This is a genomic window from Haloarcula quadrata (assembly GCF_003634715.1).
GTDB classification, from domain to species: domain Archaea; phylum Halobacteriota; class Halobacteria; order Halobacteriales; family Haloarculaceae; genus Haloarcula; species Haloarcula marismortui.
On sequence record NZ_RBWW01000001.1, the window covers coordinates 3,114,799 to 3,136,096 of the forward strand.

Consider the following 21,298-nt stretch of genomic DNA (forward strand, 5'->3'; position numbering starts at 1 on the left):
GAAGAATAAGTATTTGTACCTGTCATCTTGAGTGACAGGAGCCAGTGCTACCGCGGTGAGCGGTCTGGCCCCGAAGACAACCGGCCGCGTTACTCAGCGCCCCACTCGCGCTGGGTCTTTGGCCGTTCGTCGATGGCCTGAACCGCGAGTGGCTGGTCGGCAGAGTTGATCGCTTCCAGCGCCGCCTCGGCGCTCTCGTGGGTCGAGAAGTACGTCACTGTCTCCTCGACGCAGGCTTCCAGTACGTCGCGGTCGCGGGAGAGAACGAGGTCAACCTTGCCGCTCTGGATGGCGTCGATGATGGCGTCGGTGTCTTCGTAGTCGTCGAAGTCCTGCACGTCGAAGTGCTCCTCGAAGCCGAGGATTGGCAGGTCGACGATGGCTGTCCCTTCGAGCGGGATTGCCTTGCCGACGGCCATCTGGGCCTTCTGGTAGGCCTTGCCGAAGGAGCCGGCGGTCCCCATGACCTCGCCGGTGGATTTCATCTCCGGGCCAAGACGCGGGTCCGAACCCGGCAGGCGGTCGAAGGGGAGGACGACCTCCTTGACAGAGACCTGCTCGGGAATCTGCTCCTGTACGTCGAGTTCGGACAGCGTCGCGCCAGACATCACCTTGGCGGCAATTTTCGCGATTGGGACGCCGGCCGTCTTGGAAATGAACGGAACGGTACGGGACGAGCGCGGGTTCGCTTCGAGGACGAACACCTCGCCGTCACGAACGGCGAGCTGGACGTTCAGCAGACCGACGGTATCGAGCGCGTCGGCGATATCCTCAACGACCTCGCGGATGCGCGGCATCACGTCCTTGATCTCCTGAGACCGGGGCGGAATCATACAGGCGGAGTCGCCCGAGTGGATGCCCGCCGTCTCGACGTGTTCCATCACGCCGCCGATGAGGACATCGTCCTCGTCGGCCACGGCGTCGACATCCAGTTCGACGGCGTCGGCGAGGAACTCGTCGACCAGAATCGGCTTGTCCGGGCTCACACGGACGGCTTCCTCGATGTACGTTTCGAGGTCCTCGTCGTTGTACACCACGTCCATCGCGCGGCCGCCGAGCACGTAGCTCGGGCGCACAAGGACGGGGTAGCCGATGTCGTGGGCCAGGTCGAGGGCCTCCTCCTTGGAGGTCGCAGAGCCACCTTCGGCCTGTGAAATACCGAGTTCGTCCATCAGCTTGTTGAACCGGTCGCGGTCCTCGGCGAGGTCCATCGCGTCGACGGAGGTCCCCATGATCTCACAGTCGAGGTCGCGGCGTTCGAGCTCCTGTTCGAGCGGGTGGCCGATGTCGACAGAGGTCTGGCCGCCGAACTGGACCATCACGCCGTCCGCGTCGGTCGCTTCGATGACATCGGCGACCTCCTCTGCAGTAACTGGTTCGAAGAACAGTCCGTCGGACGTGTCGTAGTCGGTCGACACCGTCTCGGGGTTGTTGTTGACGACGTGGGCGTCGATGCCAAGGTTCTCCAGCGCGCGGACCGCGTGGACCGAACAGTAGTCGAACTCCACGCCCTGCCCGATACGGATGGGGCCGCCACCGACGACCACGACACTTTCGAGGTCCGGGTCGATCTGGAGTTCGTCGCGGTCGATACCCGACAGCGGGTCCCGCGTCGAGTAGTAATACGGCGTCGTCGCCTCGAACTCGCCGGCACAGGTGTCGACGAGTTTGAAGTCGCGGTCAGTCGTCTCCGTCTCGACGGTGTCGACTGTGACACCGGAGCCATCGGTCGCCGCTTCGACTTCCGGCTCGTCGCCGCCGTCTTCATCCAGATCCGCCGGGAGCCAGGAGACGTGCGTATCGTTGAACTCACCGCCGGCCAGCGCCGTTATTTCCTGGTCAGTAAAGCCGGCCTGTGCGGCGGTCTCGTAGTCGCCATCGCGGGCGGCCTCAGCGGCGTCGGCGACCTCTTTGAACCGCTCGACGTACCACTCTTTGATGTCGGTGATATCGACGACTTCCTCGACGGTGTAGCCGCGGCAGAACGCCTCGAACATCGCGTACGGACGGTCAGGCGTTGGCTTTTCGAGGTACTCCGTTTCGAGTTCCGCGTCGTCGATTTCGTTGAAGTCAGCAGCCGGATTGTACTCCGAGGAGCGAAGCGCCTTCAGCAGGCTCTCGGGGAAGGTCCGGCCGATTGACATCGCCTCACCGGTGGATTTCATCGCTGTCGACAGTTTGAACTCCGTGTCGCGGAACTTGTCGATAGGCCAGCGCGGCACTTTCGTCACGACGTAGTCGATAGCCGGCTCGAAAGCGGCGGTCGTCTCGCCGGTAATTTCGTTGTCGATTTCGTGGAGGCGCTTGCCGAGCGCGACCTTCGCAGTGACACGGGCAATCGGGTAGCCGGTTGCCTTCGAGGCCAGCGCAGAGGAGCGGGAGACACGCGGGTTCACCTCGACCACGCGGTACTCGCCGCCGGGGGTGCCGTCGTCGTGCCAGGCGAACTGGATGTTACAGCCGCCCTGAATGCCGAGGTCGCGGATGACCTTCAGCGCGGAGTCGCGCATCTCCTGATGGCCCTCGTCGGGGATGACCTGCGAGGGGGTGACGACGGTCGACTCTCCGGTGTGGATACCCATCGGGTCGATGTTCTCCATGTTGCAGATAATAATACAGGAGTCGTCGGCGTCGCGCATCACCTCGTATTCGAGTTCGACCCAACCGGAGATAGACTCGGTGATGAGGACCTCGTTGTTGCGCGAGAGGCGCAAGCCCTTGCGGACGCGTTCGATGAGTTCGTCCATCTCGTCAACGACGCCGGAGCCGGAGCCACCGAGTGTGTACGTCGTGCGCGCGATGACGGGGAGCCCGCCGACCTCGTCGACGGCGGATTCGACGCGGTCGATGAGCGAGTCCTCGTCCAAGTCGGTGACCGATTCACCGTCGTCGAGCGTGATGGTCGTCGAGCGCGGCACCGGTTCACCGATGTCCTCCATCCGCTGTTTGAACAGGTCGCGGTCCTCCGTCGCGTAGATGGTGTCCAGTGGCGTCCCCATCACGTCCACGTCGTACTCGTCAAGGACGCCCTCCTCGGCAAGTTCGGCGGTGACGTTCAGTCCAGTCTGGCCGCCCAGACCGGCGATGACGCCGTCGGGTTCTTCTTTCCGGATGATCTCAGAGATAGCTTCGGTGTTGATAGGTTCGAGATACACCTTGTCCGCCATCTCCGGGTCAGTCATAATCGTCGCCGGGTTCGAGTTCACGAGCACGACGCGGGCACCTTCTTCCTGAAGGGCACGACACGCCTGTGCGCCGGAGTAATCGAACTCGGCCGCCTGTCCGATCTTGATCGGGCCACTGCCGATGAGCAGGATTGTACGGTCCTCGTCCGCTGTCATTGTACGAGCGGAGTCTACACATCGTAATAAGCCCGGCGAAACAATGCGAAGCTCGAAGACTAATTTCGAATATCGTAATGCGTCTGCGTCACATAGTCAGCACTCTCACAGACGAGTCTCGGTATAGCAGACAGACGGTAGCGGCGCTGAGAACGGTCAGTTGTCGCGGTCGGGAACGTGATATCGGTAGGGCTGGCCCTGAATAACCTCGACCTCGCCGGACTGAGCACGACGACCAAGGACTGTGGCAACACGGTGGGCGCTCCCGAACGCCTCGTCGTGTTCTTCGAGCAGGTCACAGATTTCGCGTGCCGTCAGTGTGCCGTTGACATCGGCTTCTTCGAGCACTGTCAGGATGCGCCCGAACTCTCCCTCACGCATAGCCATACACAGTTACAGCACCGCTTCCACCATATAACACCGTCAGACAACAGTCAGACGGCTGATTTCGGGAAATCAACCGACGGCGGCGTGTCACTGGCTGTCGGACAGTTCAGGGTCGCTGTCTGTCGCGTTCCCCCAGCGTTTTCGGACCCACGCCGGTCGGGAGACGGTTGTATCGCCAACCGCGGAGTACCGGATTTCGTAGCTTACTGGGGCCTTTCTGGAGCGGTCCCAGTACGAGACGGTGAGCGACTGGACGAGGCCGTCCGGCCGGACAGTCGCCTGCACGCTGTAATTATCGGCCGGTTCAAACGCCGCCGGCGGGTCCGTAGCCATGAGCGTCACGCTGCAGGAGTCACAGTCGTCTCTCGGACGGTCGACGCTGACGTTCGTGGCGAGGTAGGCTTCGATGAGTCGAGCGGGGTCGGGGTCGAGTACCCCGCTGACCGGGGTTAGCCGCCGCGTTGCGGTCCAGGCTCCCTGTGCTCGCTCGTCGTAGACATAGCGTCGGTTCCGGTTGGTGTACACCTGCTTGGTGTAATTCTTGTTGATAATTTCGGTTCGGAACTGGTAGCGATACCTGTCTTCGACGACGAGACTGACGATTTGTGTCCCCCACTCCAGCGACAGCCGCATTCCCAGCACGTACGAGCGATTCCGCGTCGCGCGCCGGTGGGCCGCCGCGAGTCGCCTGGCGTCGACAGCGTCCTCGGTCACGGCGGGGTTGGCCCGGTCGTCCTGTGACTGCTCGGGCACCGGAACTGGGGTCACCGTCTGTCGCTCCGCCCCGCCGAAGGCTCCACAGCCCGCAAAAAGCAAGAGGACAAGCAGGACCGCGATACGACCCGCCATGCGTGGGTATGCGAGCCCGCCCTACTAAGTGCTCAGGTCGCAGTCGGTCTCAGATCGCGGTATCAGATCGGCCGTCGAAGTTTCGCTCGTCGCGGTACTGTTCGACAAATGCGTCAACATCGAACTGGAGCATCTGCTCCTCGAACTCCGCCATCACGTCGTCGTCCTCGGCATGGCTGATAGCGTGTTCCATCAGTTCCACGAGCAGTTCGACGACGATTTCGTGAAGACGGCGGGAATCGAAGTCACTCACCCATGCCAGCGAGAAGCCAACTGACCCGTCCTCGCTGGTGTCGGCGGCGACGACCTTCTCGGGGAACTCCTCCATGACGACACCCATCAGGTGGACGGTGGTGAACTCATCGTAGTCGTCGTTGGTCTCGATAGTCGCGTGTAGCACCTCGGTGAGAAACTCCGGCACGAACCGTGCCAGCGGGTGCGGGTCAAGCACGACGCCGTGAGTCTGCCCGCAGTCACACGCGAACTCCCGCATGCCCAGATGGAGGTCATGCGTGTCGACAAGTTCGCCACAGGCCAGTTCGAGTTCGGACTCGCGCCCGCCGGGCACGCGCGGTTCAGCCATTGCTTGTTGTTGTATGCTCGCGTGGTTAAACACCGCGGTCTCTGATCGCGGCGCAGACCTGCGAGCGGAGGGTTATAGCTGGCGCGATGGTATCAGCAGGGGCAGTCGAAGCGCTATGTCCGTGTTCAGAACCCGTCGTCGTCCTGGTCCGCTCGCACCTGAACGTAGGCGTCCGTAATCACTGCGAGACCGAACGCCTGCACTGGCGCGTTCAGCACCATCGACGCGACCTGCAGAACCGACTGGGACGGCAGGTCAAACGACCCGGGAAGGACCACTGAGATGACGGACGCCGTCGAGGGAATGCCCGGAATGATACCGAGAAGGAACAGGATGAACAGAAGCACGATGATCTGTGCCGGGGCGTCCATGAAGCGTGCGACACAGTGTTTGATTGTCTGGACGTAGCCGCCGTCGTACAGGGCAATCGCCTGCAGCAGGTAGACGAGTGCAAGGCCGACGACCAGAGAGGCGAGAACGCTACCGATCGACGCGACGAGACTTAGTATAGCCTGTCCGTTGAGTTGGAAAAACGTCGAGCTCATCGAGATTGCGAACATCACGATTGCGATGCCGCCACCGAGGACAGCCGCCATCACGGCACGCTCCGACGCGTTGTCGCTCCTGATTTCGCTCTGCTCTGCGAACAGCCGGATACCCCAGAACTTGACGAGCTGTCCGAACACGAGGAACACCAGCAGCAACACCACGGCGACCGGAGCTGCCAGATCAAGGCTGAACGGTCCGACGAAATCCGCCATCGAGAACCCCGGACTGCCCGCCCCAGCAGGGCCACCTGCGCCACTGGGGGTGCCCTGTGGCATCAGCTCGTCGAATAGCACTTCCATTAGCGACGAGCTTGCGACGGTGTTTCCGAGGTTGTACAGGAGAAAAACGCCCATGACCAGCAGGCCGCTTTCGCTAGTTACATCGTCGATACCGCGCCGTAACGCGTCACCTGTATGGAGGGCCATATCTTCAGTCGCTCTCCGGGAAAATATAAAACTAGTCGAATCGTAGATACCCGCCGACGGCGGGACTGTGCCGCTTACGGCCAGTCGTCGCGCTGCTCGTCCTCGTCAGTTGCTGTGTCCGGCGTCTCGGGTTCGCCAAGGTCCCAGTCGGCCGCCTCTGCGGCCTGCGTGACGGGGAGGTACTCCCAGCCCGCCGTCTCGGCGAGATCGGCGTCCTCGTCGTCAGCGCCGACGAAGACGTGTCGGTCAGTGTCGAACTGCTCTTTGACGTTTTCGAGGCTCTCCTCGCGGCCGCGCGGCCCTGAGAAGAAGTCCTGTCTGATCCGATGTTTCCGGGTGAAGTTGGTCACGACGTAGGTGGGCTGTTCGGAGATGACGCCGACGTACTCGGACCACTGGCGCGCGTCGTTGAACACGCTGTCCGGGTAGGCCAGTTGCTTGAGGGCGTCGAGGTCGAACGCGAGTGTCATATCGCCGCTGCCGCCATCCATACGCGACTCTCCGCCTTAGGGCGAAAAAAGAGCGTCGTTCTCCCGCTGGCAGTTATTCGCGGTGCTGGTCCGTCTGTGTGAGCCGGTCGGCCTCCGCTTGGACCGCCGCCATCTCGCTGGCGGCCCGTGGGTCGCCCTGACCGTGCCCCTGATTGACCGACGCATCGAGCCGCGAGCCGGCGAAGCCGCCGCTCTCGTCGCCCGTTTTGTCTGCCTCACCCGACCGGTCGCTGCGGCGGCTGAGCCAAGCAACGACGCGGGAGAGGGCGTCGCGCATACACGCTGCTACGTCCGCAGCGCGTAAAAATATCGGTGTCGGCTGGCCTTATTCGGCCGGTGCGGGCGTCTGCGCCTTGACTTCTTCGAGGTCCACTTCCTTCTCTAGCAGCAGTTCCTTTTTGTCGGCGACCTGCCGCTCTTCGCGGATGAGCTGTTTGAACGCCGACTGCTGTGAGAGGTCGCCGATCAGCACGCCGCCGATAAGCTGGCCGTCCTCGAAAGCGAGCCGCCGCCACTCACTGTCGGAGTACTTCCGTTCGGCCTCGTCGTCGCCACGGGTCGGGTGACCGAAGGAAAGGAACGGGAAGTCAAAGTGCGTGATGGAGTACGAGGAGACCCAGCGGAACTCCTTCTCCTCGGCGTCCGCGACCATGTTGGTCCCGGCGACCGACCCCTGCTCCTTGGCTGAACCCCACGCGCCGTTTTGCGCCTGGGAGTCGAGGATGGTGTCGTAGAACTGGGTGAGGTCACCCGCGGCGTAGATGTCCTCGACGTTGGTCTGCATGTACTCGTCGACGACGACGCCGTCGTCGAGTTCGAGTCCGGTCCCGTTGAGGAACTCGGTGTTGAAATCGAGGCCGATAGCGACGCCGGCCCACTCGCCCTCGTAGTGGTTGCCGTCGGGGTCGACCGCGCCGGTGACCTTGTCGTCGTCGTCGACTTCGAAGTGGTCGACGCCGGACTCGAAGACGGGTTCGACGCCGTTCTCTTCGAGCGCCTCGTGGATGATCTCCGCGCCGTCCTCCGAGAGTGCGTAGCGCCACCAGCGGTTGCCACGCATCAGGTACTTCGCGTCGATTTCCTGAGCGGCACAGACCGCCGCGAGGTCGATGCCGAGCAGTCCCGCCCCGACAATGATACCCTGGTCAGCCTCGTCAGCATGTTCGCGGATGCCACGCGCGTCCTGGAACGTCCAGAAGTGGTGGACGCCGTCGGCGTCGCTGTTCTCGACCGGAACCTGTGCCGGCGTCCCACCCGTGGCCACCAGCAGCTTGTCGTATTCGTAGGTATCTCCCTCGTGGGTCTGGATCTCGTGGGCATCGGGATCGATGTCCGTCACGTGAGTGTTCAGCTGGAGGTCGATGTCGCGTTCGTCATACCACTCCGGCTCGTGGATCGAGATCGGCGCTTCCGGCAGCTTCCCCTTGGCGAACTCCTTGATGAGAATCCGGTTATACAGTGCCTCCCCCTCGTCGGTCAGGACTGTGACCGACGCATCCGGGTCCGCTTCCCGGATTGTTTCGGCTGCGGACGCACCCGCGATGCCGTCACCGATGATTACGTGCGACGTGCTCATGTACGGCCGGTACGAAATCAGGCCTAATGTGGATTGCTATCTGCGTATCGTTTCCGATAGCGAACTGAACACACCGATAGTCGGGGATTTGAAGGCGCTGGGGCCCGTATTCGAAATTGAAATGAAAATCTACCAGAACCCGCGCCACTGGGCAAGCAAGAAGGCGCTGACCACACCCGGCGTCCGGTCGGTGGCCAACTACGGGCTGGTGAAACTCCACACCAAAATCTTCCTCGGGAAGGCCGACGAGGCACACCGGGAGGAGCGGCGCGACCACCTCGATGACTTCTTCGACGGCACGATGGACACCTACGTGGCTGCACTCGAAGCAGAGTACTCGGAAGCTGAGGCTCGGGAAATTACCCACATTCAGGCGAATTTCGACTTCTACAACCACGGCTGGACGGAGATGATGGAGTTCCCGGCCGACGAACTCGAAGCCCACTACGAGCGGTACGCGGACTTCTTCGACGCGCACAGCATCACCATCGACGACCCGCTCGGGACGTTCCGGCCGGCCGGCGGCGTCACCGACGCGCCGTCGACGCCAGAGCGACTGGACGAGCCGGAACACCCCCACGCCGTCGGTGGCTTTGCTGACGACGTCTACGTCGAAACCGAGGACGGCGAGATGGTAGTCGGTGGCGGCCGCGAGGAACCGGACGACGTGAGCCCGACCGACGCGCCGGTCATCGACGAGGACGACGTGGAAAGCGCGGCCGGCGACTGAGCCAGACGGCGGTCGGAGGCCTGTTTTTCGCTGTATCAGCCGTAATCAGAAGGGGCAGCCAACATATGGCCGGAGCGTAGGATATCGACTCGGGCAGCAAAGCCCTCAGCGTTGGGCTTCCGAAAGCGGCGACTCGTCGGTTTTCGTCGCCGCAGACGGGTCGCGTGCGATGCGGTCGGCGCACTCGAAGCCCGCGACGATACCGCCGTTGAGCGAGCGCTCCGGGTACTGTGCACGTGAGGCCATCCCGGCGTAGTAGAGGCCGTCCGCGACGGCGTCGCTCAGGTCGTACGGGATGACCATGTCGAGATACCCGCGTTCGTAGACCGGCGCAGTCCGTGGATTGCGCCCTGTTCGAATCCAGTTGACGGCGTCGCGGTCGAAATCAGGGAAGAGCGATTCGATGCCCTGCAGCCACGTCTCGGCGACCTCGTCGTCGCTCTGTTGCCAGATGGCTTCGGATTCGTCCTGAATGTAGCGGGCGACGTACAGCAGATGCTCGCCGCCGTACCGCTCCGCGGAGACGAAGTTCGTGTGTTCGATGAGCGCGCCGAAGGGAGCGTCGTCGGCGATGTTCAGCCAGTACGTATCAAGCAAAGGTTCGTCCATGCTGATAACCGAGCATACTGTCCCCTGGAAATCGATGTCGCAGGTGTAGCCGGTCAGGGCTTCCAGCACGTTCGGCATCGTCGCGACGACGACGCTGTCAACGTCGTGAACCGTCGTCTCGGTTCCGTCCGTGGCCGTCAGCGACGAGACGGCCCCGCCGCTCGTGTCGACCTCGGACACGCGTGTGCCCGTCACGATGCTATCGCGGCCGACGGCGTCGACCAGCGCGTCGAGCAGGCGACCGAATCCGCCGTCGAAGTAGCCCAGAATCTCGCCGTTCAGGATGTCCCGCTCGCCGCGGAATTTGACTCGGCCGAGTAGCCACGCGGCGCTCACGTCGTCTTTCCGGTCGCCGAACTTCGCATCGAGCAGCGGCTTGAAAAAGTTCTCGTAGACGCCCCGGGTAGTGTGGTCGACGACGAACTCCTCGATGGGCACGTCCTCGAAGTCTTCCAGCCGCTCGTAGGTGTCGAACGACGGGACGCCGCCGCGAACGTCGATATCGAGGACGAGCATCCCCAGCCGGAACGTGTCGTACAGCGAGAGGTGCGGGTACGAGAGGATTTCCCAGGGCTTGTCCATGGGGTGGACGACGCCGTCGACGTAGTAGGCGTTCTCCCCGATGTGCCACTCGACCGCATCACCGAGGCCCAGTTCCTCGGCGAGGTCGACGATTGTTTCCTCGGATTTCGAGAGGTGGTGATAGAATTTCTCGATGGGGTCTCCGGCCGTCTCGTAGGTCGCTGCCAGGCCGCCGAGGTCCTCACTCGCCTCGAAGACACGTACCTCGTGACCACGTTGCTGGAGCCGGTACGCTGCCGAGAGGCCGGCGATACCGCCACCGACGACGCCAATCATACCCCGACCTATCAGCGGTTGTGGGATTTAGTTTGCGCTTCGGTCGCCGCCGTCTCGGTGTCGCCGGACTGGGGGTCGTCGCCGGCTTTGCTGCACGTCACCGCCCGCTGGAGTTCGAGAACAGCGACCGTCCCCGTCGGGCGGTTGTCTTCGAACCAGAGCGTCCCGCCGTACAGCTCCATCATGACCGAGACGAAGTAGAGGCCGAACCCGTCGGCGGTCTGGTCGGGTGAGAGCCCGCGCTCAAACACTTTCGTCTTTAATTCATCGCTCATACCGGGGCCGTCGTCAGCGATGCGGACTTGCAGCCAGTCGCCGGCCTGCTGGACCGAGACGGTTACCTGTGGGGTGTCGGCGTTGTTGTGGTCGACCGCGTTCCGGAGGATGCTCAGGAGGACCTCTTCGAGCAACTCATTCGCCTGCACGCTGTACTCACCGTCCAGTTCGTAGGAGACCGATACCGAATCGTACTCGACTCGGAGCGACTCAATTGAGCGCCGGAGTGTGGCGTTAAGATCGACGGTGTCCAGCCGCTCGGCTTCGCTTGCTGTCACCGTGTTGTTGATATCCCGGATCGTTTCGCTCATCTCTGTGAGCGTCCCACACCAGTCGCTGATGCTGTCGAGATGGCGCTGTTTCGGTGACGGGACATCATCCCTGATGTGCTCCGCGCGGCCGCGGATGACGACCATCGCGTTGTGCAGCGAGTGTCTGAGGATGCCGTTGAAGAACTCTATCTGTTCGCGGCGTCGCTTGACCGAACTCCGGCTCTGGCGGAGTTCGCGCTCGCGCTCGACCTGATCGAGGGCGACCTGCGTCGTCTGTGCGAGAATCGCGGCGTATCGCCTGTCCTCCGTGGCGAAGGTGCTGCCGTATGCGGTGATCGCCATCACGCCGTGGGAGCCAAGCGGCAGCATAAGCGCGTTGTCGAGCGGGTCGAGTCCGTCCTGCTCCAGCGAGACAGTCTGTATCTCACCGGTTTCGTACGTCTGCCAGAGTTTGCTTTCGGGCCTGTCAGTCGGTGACCCGTATAGCAGTTCTTCCTCAACGTTATTTTCGATCGTCTCGCTGATGACGGCCGGTTCAAGAACGCTATCCTCTTCGAGGAACACGCCCGCCGCGTTCTGGTCGAGCACGGCAGTTGCGAACTCGACGGCCATCTCCGCAACCGCTTCGGCTGTCTCTGCCTCGATGAACTGCTGGGTCGCAGCCTGTAGCGCTTCGAGTCGGTCCTGCCGGCGCTGCTGTCCGGTGACGTCCCTGAGCACGACGAGGCGACCGCGTTCCGTCCCGGACTGGTCGGTGAGACTCGTCGTCTGTGGGTTATAGTAGGTGAACGAATCCCCGAACGAGAACACCTCGCCGCGCTCAATGTGGCCAACGAGACCCGGGGCAAGGTCGTCGAGTGACTCCCCATCAGGCTCTGGATGATCTAGCGCGCTGGCCGCCGCGGCGTTGTAATCGATAACAACACAGTCGTCGTTGAGAGCGATGACCGGGTCGGGGAGATTGTCGACGAGGCCGTCACCCGACACCGTTCTTACCGATAGCGACTCGTCTTCGAACAGGACCCAGCCGACGAGTGCCGCGTTGATCGAGAACGCCACCGGCGTAAAGTCGATGGCCGGATGTGGCGTGTAGCCGAAATCATACAGTACGGCGGCGAGTACCGGGAGGATGGTTCCAATGAGGATTGTCGCTGTCTGCCGCCGATAGAGGTTCTGTGACCGGAACAAGAACTCGATCAGGAGAGCATAGCCGACAAATAACGGGATGTAAGAGATTGCAAGCGTCGTCGTGTAGGCGGCCCCACGTTGCACGGCGAACAGCGTCACGCCGCTCTGGGTGATGGGGACGGCTTCGACGAAGCGACCCTGGCCAAAAAGCAGTAGCAGCACGTCTGCATTCGCCGCAAGCAAAAGGGGAGCGAGACGGGTCGGGCGAAGCCACGAGCGCCGGCCAGTGTAGACGAGCACGAAAACGGCCCAGAGCCCGAGTAGCTGTGCCGAAGTGGTTCGTGCCAGCACGTACACCGTTTCTGCGACGGTGGGGTTGGTAGCGACAACTCGCCAAAGAGAGACGGCACACCAGCACCCACCAGCCAGTGCGAGCCAGCCGTACTGGCGAGCACCGGGGACATCCCGGTGTCGGGTGGCAATAACCGCAACTACGAAACCGACGAGCGCTCCACCCGCGTTCCCGAGGATGGCGACCGTTGCAATGTCGACATCCATAGCAATACCTATCCCAACGTCAGGTTTCCCAGCATTATGCCTTTGGGCCGCGTTCTCAGTACTGGGAAACGGCCACAGTGTCGGTTCGCTACCTTTTTGCCTACACTGCTGAAATTCGCAGGCATGCTGACAGTCCGGGCGCCGGCTACCAGTGCGAACCTCGGGAGCGGCTTCGACGTGTTCGGCGTTGCACTGGAGCGTCCGGCCGACGTTGTCCGTCTGGAGAAAGCTGACCGGGTGACCATCGACGTAACCGGTGCTGGCAGCCAGTACATCCCGGAGGACCCCGACAAGAACACCGTCGGCGCGGTCGCTGACGCACTTGACGCGCCGGCACGCATTCAGATAGATAAGGGTGTCCGTCCCGCATCGGGGCTTGGCTCCTCCGCGGCCAGCGCCGCCGCAGCGGCCGTTGGGCTGAACGAACTGTACGACCGCGGCTACACCCGCGAGGAACTGGTCCCCATCGCCGCCAAGGGCGAGGCCGTCGTTTCGGGCGACGCCCACGACGACAACGTCGCCCCCTCGATCATGGGCGGATTCACCATCGCGACCGACAAGGGCGTCACGCAGGTCGACGCCGACATCCCGCTCGTGGCGTGTCTGCCCGATATCGTGGTTTCGACGCGGGACGCGCGTAACGTCGTCCCGGAGACCGCCCGCGTCGACCAGATGGTAGAGACAGTGGGTAACGCCGCGGCGCTAACGACCGGGATGCACCGCGACGACCCCGAACTCGTCGGCCAGGGGATGCACGACACCGTGGTGACGCCGGCCCGCGCGAAGCTCATCGACGGCTACGAACAGGTTCGTGAAGCCGCGCTGTCGGCTGGTGCCACCGGCGTCACTATCTCCGGGGCCGGCCCGACAGTCATCGCCGCGTGTGCTGAGGAAGACCGCCGAAAGATTGCGAGCACGATGCTCGACGCCTTCGGCGAGCGCGGGGTCGACGCCCGGGTGTACCAGACCCGAATCGGCGGCGGCGCGGAAGTGTTCTAGAATTTGCGGTCCGTCGCCTCTGTCACACAGCCGGACAGCCCCGCCCGTACTCGTTGTCGTATCAGCTCCAAGTGAGTTTGAAAACAGCGGGCCTATCCGCCCTGCACGTACTCGTTTCGAACGTCCCGGAGCACTGCCTCGGCGTGCCCGTCGGGGTCCGAGATGTCCGGGTCGTAGACAGACTTGATTTCGCCATCGGCGAGCACGAACGTTCGGCGGTCCGTCCGGCCGCCGCTGGTGTCGAGGCCGAACGCTTCGGCGACGGTCCCGTCGGGGTCGGCAAGCAGGTCATACAGCAGGCCTTCCTCCTCGGCGAACTCATCGTGGGTCGCCACATCGTCCATCGAAACGCCGTAGACGGTGATGCCGCCCTCGCGGAACTGCGGGAGCTGTTCTTGGAAATCCCGAGCCTCGATGGTACAGCCGCCAGTGAAATCTTCGGGATAGAAGTACAGCACGGTCGGCGCATCGAAGTCGGGCGAGACAGTCTCACCGAACTGATTCTGTGCGCTGATGTCGGGGGCCGGCGCGCCGGGTTCAAGCATTATTCTGTGTTGGCCCGGGACGCCTACACGCCTTTGGGTGGCGGCAGCGTGACCCGCCAGCGTGATTTGGACAACCATTTAACCGACCCCTTGGAAACCCTGACTATGTCGAATCCACGAATCCTGATTGTCGGGCCGCCGGGAGCCGGCAAAGGAACCCAGAGCGCCAACCTCGCCGAAGCGTACGGCGTCGAACACATCACGACCGGTGACGCCCTTCGGGCGAACAAGGACATGGATATCAGCGACATGGACACCGAGTACGACACGCCCCGTGAGTACATGGAAGCGGGCGATCTCGTGCCGGACGCGGTAGTTAACGCTATCGTCGACGAAGCCCTCTCACAGGCTGACGGGTTCGTGCTCGACGGCTATCCGCGTAACCTCGAACAGGCCGAAGAACTGGAAGGGATGACCGCCCTCGACGTGATCCTCTCGCTCGATGTCTCGCGGGAGGAACTGGTCGACCGACTCACGGGCCGGCGGGTTTGTGACGACTGCGGCACGAACTACCACGTCGAGTTCAATCAGCCCGAGGAAGACGGTGTCTGTGACGAATGCGGCGGCGACCTCATCCAGCGCGACGACGACAACGAGGAGTCCGTCCGCAACCGACTGGACGTGTTCGACGACAACACCGCACCGGTCATCGACCACTACGGGGACCACGACGGCTTCGTCGCCATCGACGGCGAGCAGACACCCGACGAGGTCTGGAGCGAGATTCAGGACGCCGTCGACGCACACACGGCCTGAAACGCGACGGAACCGCCGTTCGAGTCCGATACCGTCGAGACAGTCAGAGTAAAACGTTGATATGCCGTCGCAACTCAAGCACACACAATGGCACGTACCGCGCCGAAGGTAGAACGACTCGCCGAAGACGGCGAGGCAATGACTGATGCGCTCTCGACGGTGCTCGCTGCGGCCGAAGAGAACGGGACCGTCACCTGGGGCGACGTGAGCGACGACCTCACGAGCGGCGAGTGGGGCCGGCTCATCGAGTCCGGCCTGCTCATCGACGCCGATGGCGAGGGGTTCGTTATCGACGACCCTGATGGCGTCCGTGAGGCGCTCGAAGAGTCCGACGCGGCCCCGAGCGATGATGACGGGGGCAGCGGCTGGTCGAAATGGGACAAACTCGCCGGCCTCGGCACGCTCGGCCTGTTTGCCGGCTACTCCCTGACTTCAGTCCGGGACGTTATCGCAGGCGGCGTCATCGACATCGTCCTCGGGCCGCTCAACGACATGCTGCCGTTTTATGTCGTTATCCTGGTGCTTGCAATTATCACCGGGACCACCTCGACGATTCTGCAGGACAACCTCATGGACATGTCGGGGATGGGCGACCACCAGGAGAAGATGGAGGACCTGAAAGAGCGCCGCAAAGCCGCAAAGGAACGCGACGATCAAGAAGCGCTTGACCGCCTCGAAGAGGAGCAGATGGAGCTGATGACCGACCAGATGGGGATGTTCAAACAGCAGTTCCGACCGATGGTGTGGATCATGCTGGTCAACATCCCGCTGTTCCTCTGGCTCTACTGGATTGTCTTCGGAGCCGGCGTCGACGCGAGCCCGGTGATTACGCTCCCCATCTTCGGCGAGGTCGAAGCGTGGAGCAACAGCGTCGCCGGCCCGGTCCAGGCGTGGATTGTCTGGTACTTCCTGTGCTCGCTGTCGTTCACCCAGATCATCCGGAAGGCGCTCAACGTCGAGACGACGCCGACTGGGTAGGCGCGAAGAGACAGCCCTTTCTATCGGGGCCCCCCGAACATCTCTATGTTGATTACCGTCTCCGGCCCGGCCGGCAGCGGCAAGAGCACACTTGCCAAGAGTCTGGCCGACGCCCTGAACTACGAGCACGTCAGTGGCGGCGATATTTTCCGCTCGCTGGCCGAAGAGCGCGGGATGACACCGCTCGAGCTGAACAAAGCCGCCGAGGAAGACGACCAGATCGACCGTGATCTGGACCGCCGATTGCGTGATATTGCTGCCGAGCGCGATGACCTCGTGCTGGAGTCCCGACTCGCTGGCTGGATGGCGGGCGAGTACGCCGACATGAAACTGTGGCTGACTGCGCCGCTGGACGTACGCGCCGACCGCATCGCGACACGGGAGAACAAGCCCTTCGAACAGGCAAAGACCGAAACCCGAGAGCGTGGCGACAGCGAGGCCCAGCGCTACAGCGACTACTACGACATCGACTTCGACGACCTCTCTATCTACGACCTGTCGGTCAACACCGCTCGCTGGGACCCACAGGGAGTCCTGAGCGTGACCCTCCACGCTGTCGAATCATACAGCCCCGATGGCGACGAGGGGAAGGCACCGGTCGAGAACGTCCGGTACGAGTTCTGAGCCGATGACACTCCGTGCCCCGCCCGACGAACGGGACCTCGATTCGCTTCGCTCGTTCGGCGTCGTCAACCTCGATAAGCCACCGGGCCCGTCAGCCCATCAGGTCGCGGCTTGGATTCGCGACGCCACTGGCCAGGACCGGGTCGCCCACGGCGGAACGCTCGACCCAAAGGTGACCGGCTGTCTGCCCGTGTTGCTCGGCGACGCCGCTCGGATGGCGCAAGTGTTCGACAACGCCGTCAAGGAGTACGTGACGGTGCTCGAACTCCACGACCAAGCGCCGGCCGATATTGCGGATATCGTCGCCGAGTTCGAGACAGACATCTATCAGAAACCTCCTCGAAAGAGCGCAGTGAAGCGCCAGTTGCGTTCCCGCCGGATTCACTCACTGGGTATCCTCGAACAGGGGGACCGGAGACTGCTGTTGCGGGTTCGGTGTGCGTCGGGGACCTACATCCGGAAGCTGTGTCACGATATCGGGCTGGCGGCGGGGACCGGCGCACACATGGGCGACCTCCGCCGGGCGGCGACCGGCACCTTTGACGACGGATCGCTGTCGACGATGCACGACCTCGTGGACGCGCTGGCCTTTGCTGCAGACGGGGACGAAGCGCAACTGCGCGAGATTATCCAGCCCGCAGAGCGTGCGCTGTCCCACCTGCCACGGGTCACAATTGCGCCCAGCGCCGCCCGCGAAGTCGCCGAAGGCGCGCCGGTGTATGCGCCGGGCGTCATCGAGACCGGCCCGGCAGAAGTGGGCGACGCGACGCCTGAGATAGATTCACAGGTCGTCTCTGTCACGCCCGACGGGGCTGCGGTCTGCCTGGGGACGCTCGTCAGCGACCCAGACGCCGACAGCGGCCTCGTTGTCGAACTTGACCGTATGTTAGTGTAAACAGTTGTATTTCACACGACATTGGCAGCACGCGAAACATATGCCACAGTGAACCATAACAAAACTTACCACTGTCAATCGCATATTAGTAGTATGGACGAGTGGGTCGACCCCGATGAGGCCGACCCGGCACAGTGGCGTCGAACAGGCCCACACGATGAGCTTCGTCGGGGCACGGAGACGATTTCAGTTGTCGAGCGCGCACGCCGGACATCGTTACCGTATCAGCACGAAATCGAGATCCATCACACCGATAACGTCGCAGACCAGTTCCAATCAAGCGAATACGAGCACGCCCGAATTACCTATAACAGCTCTATAGACACGAAAAGCCGTATTAAGCTTCTCACTCGTGGAGTGCTGTGGGGCGGCGGGGAAAGGCATCAGCGGTTCCAAGTGCAGTATCGTCGACCACCACCGCCAACTGAAACGGTTCCGTTCGGAACGTACACGGCTTGGAGTCGATATCAGTACGGGTCAATTGAGCAGACAGATGATGGAGTGACATTCGCTGCAGCCGATGAAGAGCCCGGCGAGTCACTCCGTGACCTCGATTGGAAAAGTATGTTCGACCCGGTTCAGGAACGGATTGCCGAATTAGAACTGGTCCGAAACCCGTCTTTCGCGAAGTACCGCTTGAAGAAGGCTGATGAGTGGGAGACCTATCAAACTCGGTTCCAGTACGACCCGGACGTATTTGCCATGGGTCCCTGATTAGGCGGTAGATAATACCTGGAGGTGTGCCGGTACACAGTGTCATGCAGTATCTACCGCAGCCACAGTCGAAACCGTTTATACGCTAACTGTACTGTTGTTGTACAGCAGAATGTGCATTAGTTCGCAGTGACACTATACCGGCGATCCCACTCCAACCCGGCAGTGGGTTCCTCGAACTGGCGCTGCTGTTTCTCGTCCTCGCCATTATCGCCGGACTAGCCAGACTGAGCGGTGTGGCGGGGCTCAGTATGCGAATCGCAAAGATCCTCGTCGTCGTCTTCCTCGTTCTGATGGTCGTTAGCTTCCTCCTGTGAGACAGGCTCTGATTATCAGTATCACCGCCAGGCCGTTTCTGAATCCTTTTATCCACGTGACGACTTCTATCGGGTATGACCGAGCAGGACGCAGCCGACGACACGGCCGCGACGGAGGAGTCGACCGCGAGCGAGGCGCAAGCGGACGGTGACGCGGATCTCGAGGACGTGCCCGAGGGCGTCAACGCGGACGAGGTTGACATAGGCGAGTTCGACACCGACGAGGACCTGGTCGACCGGGTCGCCGAATCGGACCCCGAAGACATCGCTCGGGAACTCTCCGCGCTACGGACGCGCGTAGACAGTCTCGAATCGGAGGTCGAACAACAAGACGGTGACATCGAGGAGCTAAAGGAGAAGCTCAAGCGCAAGCAAGCGGAGTTCCAGAACTACAAGAAGCGGATGGACAAGCGCCGCGAACAGGAACAGAAGCGTGCCACCGAGGACCTCGTGACGCGCCTGCTCGACGTTCGAGACAATCTTGAGCGTGCGCTCGGACAGGACGAGGACACCGATATCAGAGGTGGAGTCGAGTCCACGCTTCGCCAGCTAGACGATGTCCTCGATGCCGAGAACGTCGAAGTCATCGACCCCGACCCCGGCGGAGACGTCGACCCGACACAGCATCAGGTGCTCGCCCGCGTCGACAGCGACCAGCCGGACGGGGCAATCGCCGATGTCCACCGGCCGGGCTACGAGATGGCCGACAAAGTGCTGCGCGAGGCGCAGGTGACCGTCAGCGAGAGCGAGGAGTAGCGGGCACTCCGGTGGTATAGCGGTCGTATTGCGGTACATTAAATAATCACCGGTCAGGGAAGTCCACCGAGTATAAAACCGCCCGGAGGAGGCCCCTTTGTCCGTTTTTCCAATCAGTACATCTAGCAACTTTTAACCGGCCCAATCCGCTATGAGCGGGTAAGATGGCGAGCAACAAGATTCTGGGTATCGACCTTGGGACCACGAACAGCGCGTTCGCGGTCATGGAAGGTGGCGACCCTGAAATCATTGTCAACGGTGAAGGCGAGCGGACGACACCCTCTGTCGTTGCGTTCGACGACGGTGAGCGGCTTGTCGGGAAACCGGCGAAGAACCAGGCGGTAAAGAACCCCGACGAGACCATCCAGTCGATCAAGCGCCATATGGGCGAAGACGACTACTCGGTCGAACTGGACGGGGAGGAGTACACACCCGAGCAGGTCTCGGCGATGATCCTCCAGAAGATCAAACACGACGCTGAGGAGTACCTCGGCGACGAGATCGAGAAGGCCGTTATTACGGTCCCGGCGTACTTCAACGACCGACAGCGCCAGGCAACCAAGGATGCCGGCGAGATCGCCGGCTTCGAGGTTGAACGAATCGTCAACGAGCCGACGGCGGCCGCGATGGCCTACGGGCTCGATGATGAATCCGACCAGACCGTCCTCGTGTACGACCTCGGGGGCGGCACCTTCGATGTCTCCATCCTCGACCTCGGTGGGGGCGTCTACGAAGTTGTCGCGACCAACGGGGACAACGACCTCGGTGGCGACGACTGGGACCACGCCATCATCGACTATCTCGCTGACGAGTTCGAGGCCGAACACGGCATCGACCTCCGCGACGACCGGCAGGCGCTCCAGCGCCTGACAGAGGCTGCCGAGGAGGCCAAGATCGAGCTCTCCTCGCGCAAGGAGACCCGAATCAACCTCCCGTTCATCGCGACCACCGACGACGGTCCGCTGGACCTTGAGCAAAAGATCACGCGCGCGAAGTTCGAGTCCCTCACAGAGGATCTCATCGAGCGCACCGTCGGCCCGACGGAGCAGGCGCTTGCCGACGCGGACTACACCAAAAGCGACATCGACGAAGTCATTCTCGTCGGTGGCTCGACGCGGATGCCGCAGGTGCAGGACCAGGTCGAAGAGATGACCGGGCAGGAGCCCAAAAAGAACGTCAACCCCGACGAAGCCGTCGCGCTGGGCGCAGCCATTCAGGCTGGCGTCCTTTCGGGCGATGTAGACGACATCGTCCTGCTCGATGTGACGCCGCTGTCGCTGGGTGTCGAGGTCAAGGGCGGCCTGTTCGAGCGACTCATCGACAAGAACACCACCATCCCGACCGAGGAATCAAAGATCTTCACAACCGCTCAGGACAACCAGACACAGGTCCAGATCCGTGTCTTCCAGGGCGAGCGTGAAATCGCCGAGGAGAACGAACTGCTCGGCGCGTTCGCGCTTTCGGGCATCCCACCGGCCCCCGCAGGCACGCCTCAGATCGAGGTGTCGTTCAACATCGACGAGAACGGCATCGTCAACGTCGAAGCCGAGGACAAGGGCTCGGGCAACAAGGAGGACATCACCATCGAAGGCGGTGCCGGCCTTTCCGACGACCAGATCGAGGAGATGCAACAGGAGGCCGAACAGCACGCCGAAGAGGACGAGCAGCGCCGCGAGCGCATCGAAGCGCGCAACGAGGCCGAGGCGTCCGTCCGCCGCGCCGAGACACTCCTCGACGAAAACGAGGAGGAGATCGACGAGGACCTCCAGTCCGATATCGAGGCGAAAATCGAGGACGTCGAGGAAGTCCTCGAAGACGAGGACGCCACGAAAGAGGACTACGAGGCGGTCACCGAGACCCTGAGCGAAGAACTGCAGGAGATCGGCAAGCAGATGTATCAGGATCAGGCCCAGCAGGCCGCAGGCGGTGCCGCGGGCGCTGGTCCGGGTGGCGCTGCCGGCCCCGGCGGCGCTGCCGGACCGGGCGGCGCAGCAGGCGGCGCGGCCGAGCAGGGCGAGGAGTACGTCGACGCCGACTTCGAGGACGTTGACGAAGACGACGAAGAGTAAGTCGGTTTCATTC

At 62.4% G+C, this 21,298-nt stretch carries 21 protein-coding genes; 10 read left to right on the forward strand and 11 right to left on the reverse strand.

The genetic code is table 11. The annotated features are described in order from the left end of the window. Window positions 1-89 precede the first annotated feature (89 nt). The 8 genes from carB to BDK61_RS16115 all read right to left on the reverse strand — a co-directional run bounded on the left by carB (window position 90) and on the right by BDK61_RS16115 (window position 8,201). Window positions 90-3,341, reverse strand: a complete 3,252-nt coding sequence (gene carB, locus BDK61_RS16080; protein ID WP_121303749.1) for a carbamoyl-phosphate synthase large subunit — start codon at window positions 3,339-3,341, stop codon at window positions 90-92. A 156-nt stretch (window positions 3,342-3,497) separates the two neighbouring features. After that, complete coding sequence (locus BDK61_RS16085) at window positions 3,498-3,728, reverse strand: hypothetical protein (RefSeq protein WP_121303750.1); 231 nt, start codon at window positions 3,726-3,728, stop codon at window positions 3,498-3,500. Between the two features lie 87 nt (window positions 3,729-3,815). Beyond that, the gene (locus tag BDK61_RS16090) at window positions 3,816-4,577 is read right to left on the reverse strand and encodes a hypothetical protein (protein ID WP_121303751.1); all 762 of its coding nucleotides are present in this window, start codon (window positions 4,575-4,577) and stop codon (window positions 3,816-3,818) included. A 49-nt stretch (window positions 4,578-4,626) separates the two neighbouring features. Then, on the reverse strand, window positions 4,627-5,160 hold the full coding sequence (locus BDK61_RS16095; RefSeq protein WP_011224755.1) for a DUF5815 family protein: 534 nt from the start codon (window positions 5,158-5,160) through the stop codon (window positions 4,627-4,629). 125 nt (window positions 5,161-5,285) lie between these two features. Beyond that, window positions 5,286-6,134, reverse strand: coding sequence for a hypothetical protein (locus BDK61_RS16100; protein ID WP_121303752.1), 849 nt, complete (start codon window positions 6,132-6,134; stop codon window positions 5,286-5,288). A gap of 74 nt (window positions 6,135-6,208) precedes the next feature. Next, on the reverse strand, window positions 6,209-6,625 hold the full coding sequence (locus BDK61_RS16105) for a DUF7124 domain-containing protein (protein WP_004963972.1): 417 nt from the start codon (window positions 6,623-6,625) through the stop codon (window positions 6,209-6,211). A gap of 52 nt (window positions 6,626-6,677) precedes the next feature. After that, window positions 6,678-6,902 (reverse strand): hypothetical protein, encoded by a 225-nt coding sequence (locus tag BDK61_RS16110; protein ID WP_121303753.1) that lies wholly within the window; start codon window positions 6,900-6,902, stop codon window positions 6,678-6,680. A gap of 48 nt (window positions 6,903-6,950) precedes the next feature. Beyond that, on the reverse strand, window positions 6,951-8,201 hold the full coding sequence (locus tag BDK61_RS16115) for an NAD(P)/FAD-dependent oxidoreductase (RefSeq protein WP_121303754.1): 1,251 nt from the start codon (window positions 8,199-8,201) through the stop codon (window positions 6,951-6,953). Window positions 8,202-8,322: 121 nt separating this feature from the next. On the opposite strand from BDK61_RS16115, the gene BDK61_RS16120 reads away from it, so the two are divergent. Further along, the gene (locus BDK61_RS16120; protein WP_004963981.1) at window positions 8,323-8,931 is read left to right on the forward strand and encodes a DUF6149 family protein; all 609 of its coding nucleotides are present in this window, start codon (window positions 8,323-8,325) and stop codon (window positions 8,929-8,931) included. A gap of 105 nt (window positions 8,932-9,036) precedes the next feature. Here BDK61_RS16120 and BDK61_RS16125 read toward each other — a convergent pair whose 3' ends face one another. After that, window positions 9,037-10,398 carry an NAD(P)/FAD-dependent oxidoreductase gene (locus BDK61_RS16125; RefSeq protein WP_121303755.1) on the reverse strand — a complete coding sequence of 454 codons (1,362 nt, stop codon included), beginning with the start codon at window positions 10,396-10,398 and terminating at the stop codon, window positions 9,037-9,039. Between the two features lie 11 nt (window positions 10,399-10,409). Beyond that, window positions 10,410-12,632, reverse strand: a complete 2,223-nt coding sequence (locus BDK61_RS16130) for a sensor histidine kinase (RefSeq protein ID WP_121303756.1) — start codon at window positions 12,630-12,632, stop codon at window positions 10,410-10,412. A 123-nt stretch (window positions 12,633-12,755) separates the two neighbouring features. Between BDK61_RS16130 and BDK61_RS16135 the strand changes: the two genes are divergently transcribed. Continuing rightward, window positions 12,756-13,631: a homoserine kinase gene (locus BDK61_RS16135; protein WP_121303757.1), complete on the forward strand. Its 876-nt coding sequence runs from the start codon at window positions 12,756-12,758 to the stop codon at window positions 13,629-13,631. A gap of 92 nt (window positions 13,632-13,723) precedes the next feature. Here the strand turns inward: BDK61_RS16135 and BDK61_RS16140 are convergent, their stop codons facing one another. Next, complete coding sequence (locus tag BDK61_RS16140) at window positions 13,724-14,176, reverse strand: peroxiredoxin (protein WP_004963996.1); 453 nt, start codon at window positions 14,174-14,176, stop codon at window positions 13,724-13,726. Between the two features lie 105 nt (window positions 14,177-14,281). Between BDK61_RS16140 and BDK61_RS16145 the strand changes: the two genes are divergently transcribed. From BDK61_RS16145 to dnaK, 8 genes are all read left to right on the forward strand, one after another. Next, window positions 14,282-14,932 (forward strand): adenylate kinase, encoded by a 651-nt coding sequence (locus BDK61_RS16145; RefSeq protein WP_011224746.1) that lies wholly within the window; start codon window positions 14,282-14,284, stop codon window positions 14,930-14,932. Window positions 14,933-15,019: 87 nt separating this feature from the next. Next, window positions 15,020-15,910, forward strand: a complete 891-nt coding sequence (locus tag BDK61_RS16150) for a DUF106 domain-containing protein (protein ID WP_121303758.1) — start codon at window positions 15,020-15,022, stop codon at window positions 15,908-15,910. A 45-nt stretch (window positions 15,911-15,955) separates the two neighbouring features. Next, window positions 15,956-16,534 (forward strand): (d)CMP kinase, encoded by a 579-nt coding sequence (cmk, locus tag BDK61_RS16155; RefSeq protein WP_121303759.1) that lies wholly within the window; start codon window positions 15,956-15,958, stop codon window positions 16,532-16,534. A 4-nt stretch (window positions 16,535-16,538) separates the two neighbouring features. Then, window positions 16,539-17,429 (forward strand): RNA-guided pseudouridylation complex pseudouridine synthase subunit Cbf5, encoded by an 891-nt coding sequence (locus BDK61_RS16160; protein ID WP_121303760.1) that lies wholly within the window; start codon window positions 16,539-16,541, stop codon window positions 17,427-17,429. 93 nt (window positions 17,430-17,522) lie between these two features. Next, window positions 17,523-18,143: a hypothetical protein gene (locus BDK61_RS16165; protein WP_121303761.1), complete on the forward strand. Its 621-nt coding sequence runs from the start codon at window positions 17,523-17,525 to the stop codon at window positions 18,141-18,143. A 137-nt stretch (window positions 18,144-18,280) separates the two neighbouring features. After that, window positions 18,281-18,460, forward strand: a complete 180-nt coding sequence (locus BDK61_RS16170) for a DUF1328 family protein (protein WP_121303762.1) — start codon at window positions 18,281-18,283, stop codon at window positions 18,458-18,460. Window positions 18,461-18,535: 75 nt separating this feature from the next. After that, entirely contained in the window at window positions 18,536-19,216 is a 681-nt protein-coding gene (locus BDK61_RS16175) for a nucleotide exchange factor GrpE (RefSeq protein WP_121303763.1), read from the forward strand. Between the two features lie 164 nt (window positions 19,217-19,380). Then, window positions 19,381-21,285: a molecular chaperone DnaK gene (gene dnaK / locus BDK61_RS16180; protein WP_004964013.1), complete on the forward strand. Its 1,905-nt coding sequence runs from the start codon at window positions 19,381-19,383 to the stop codon at window positions 21,283-21,285. Window positions 21,286-21,298 lie beyond the last annotated feature (13 nt).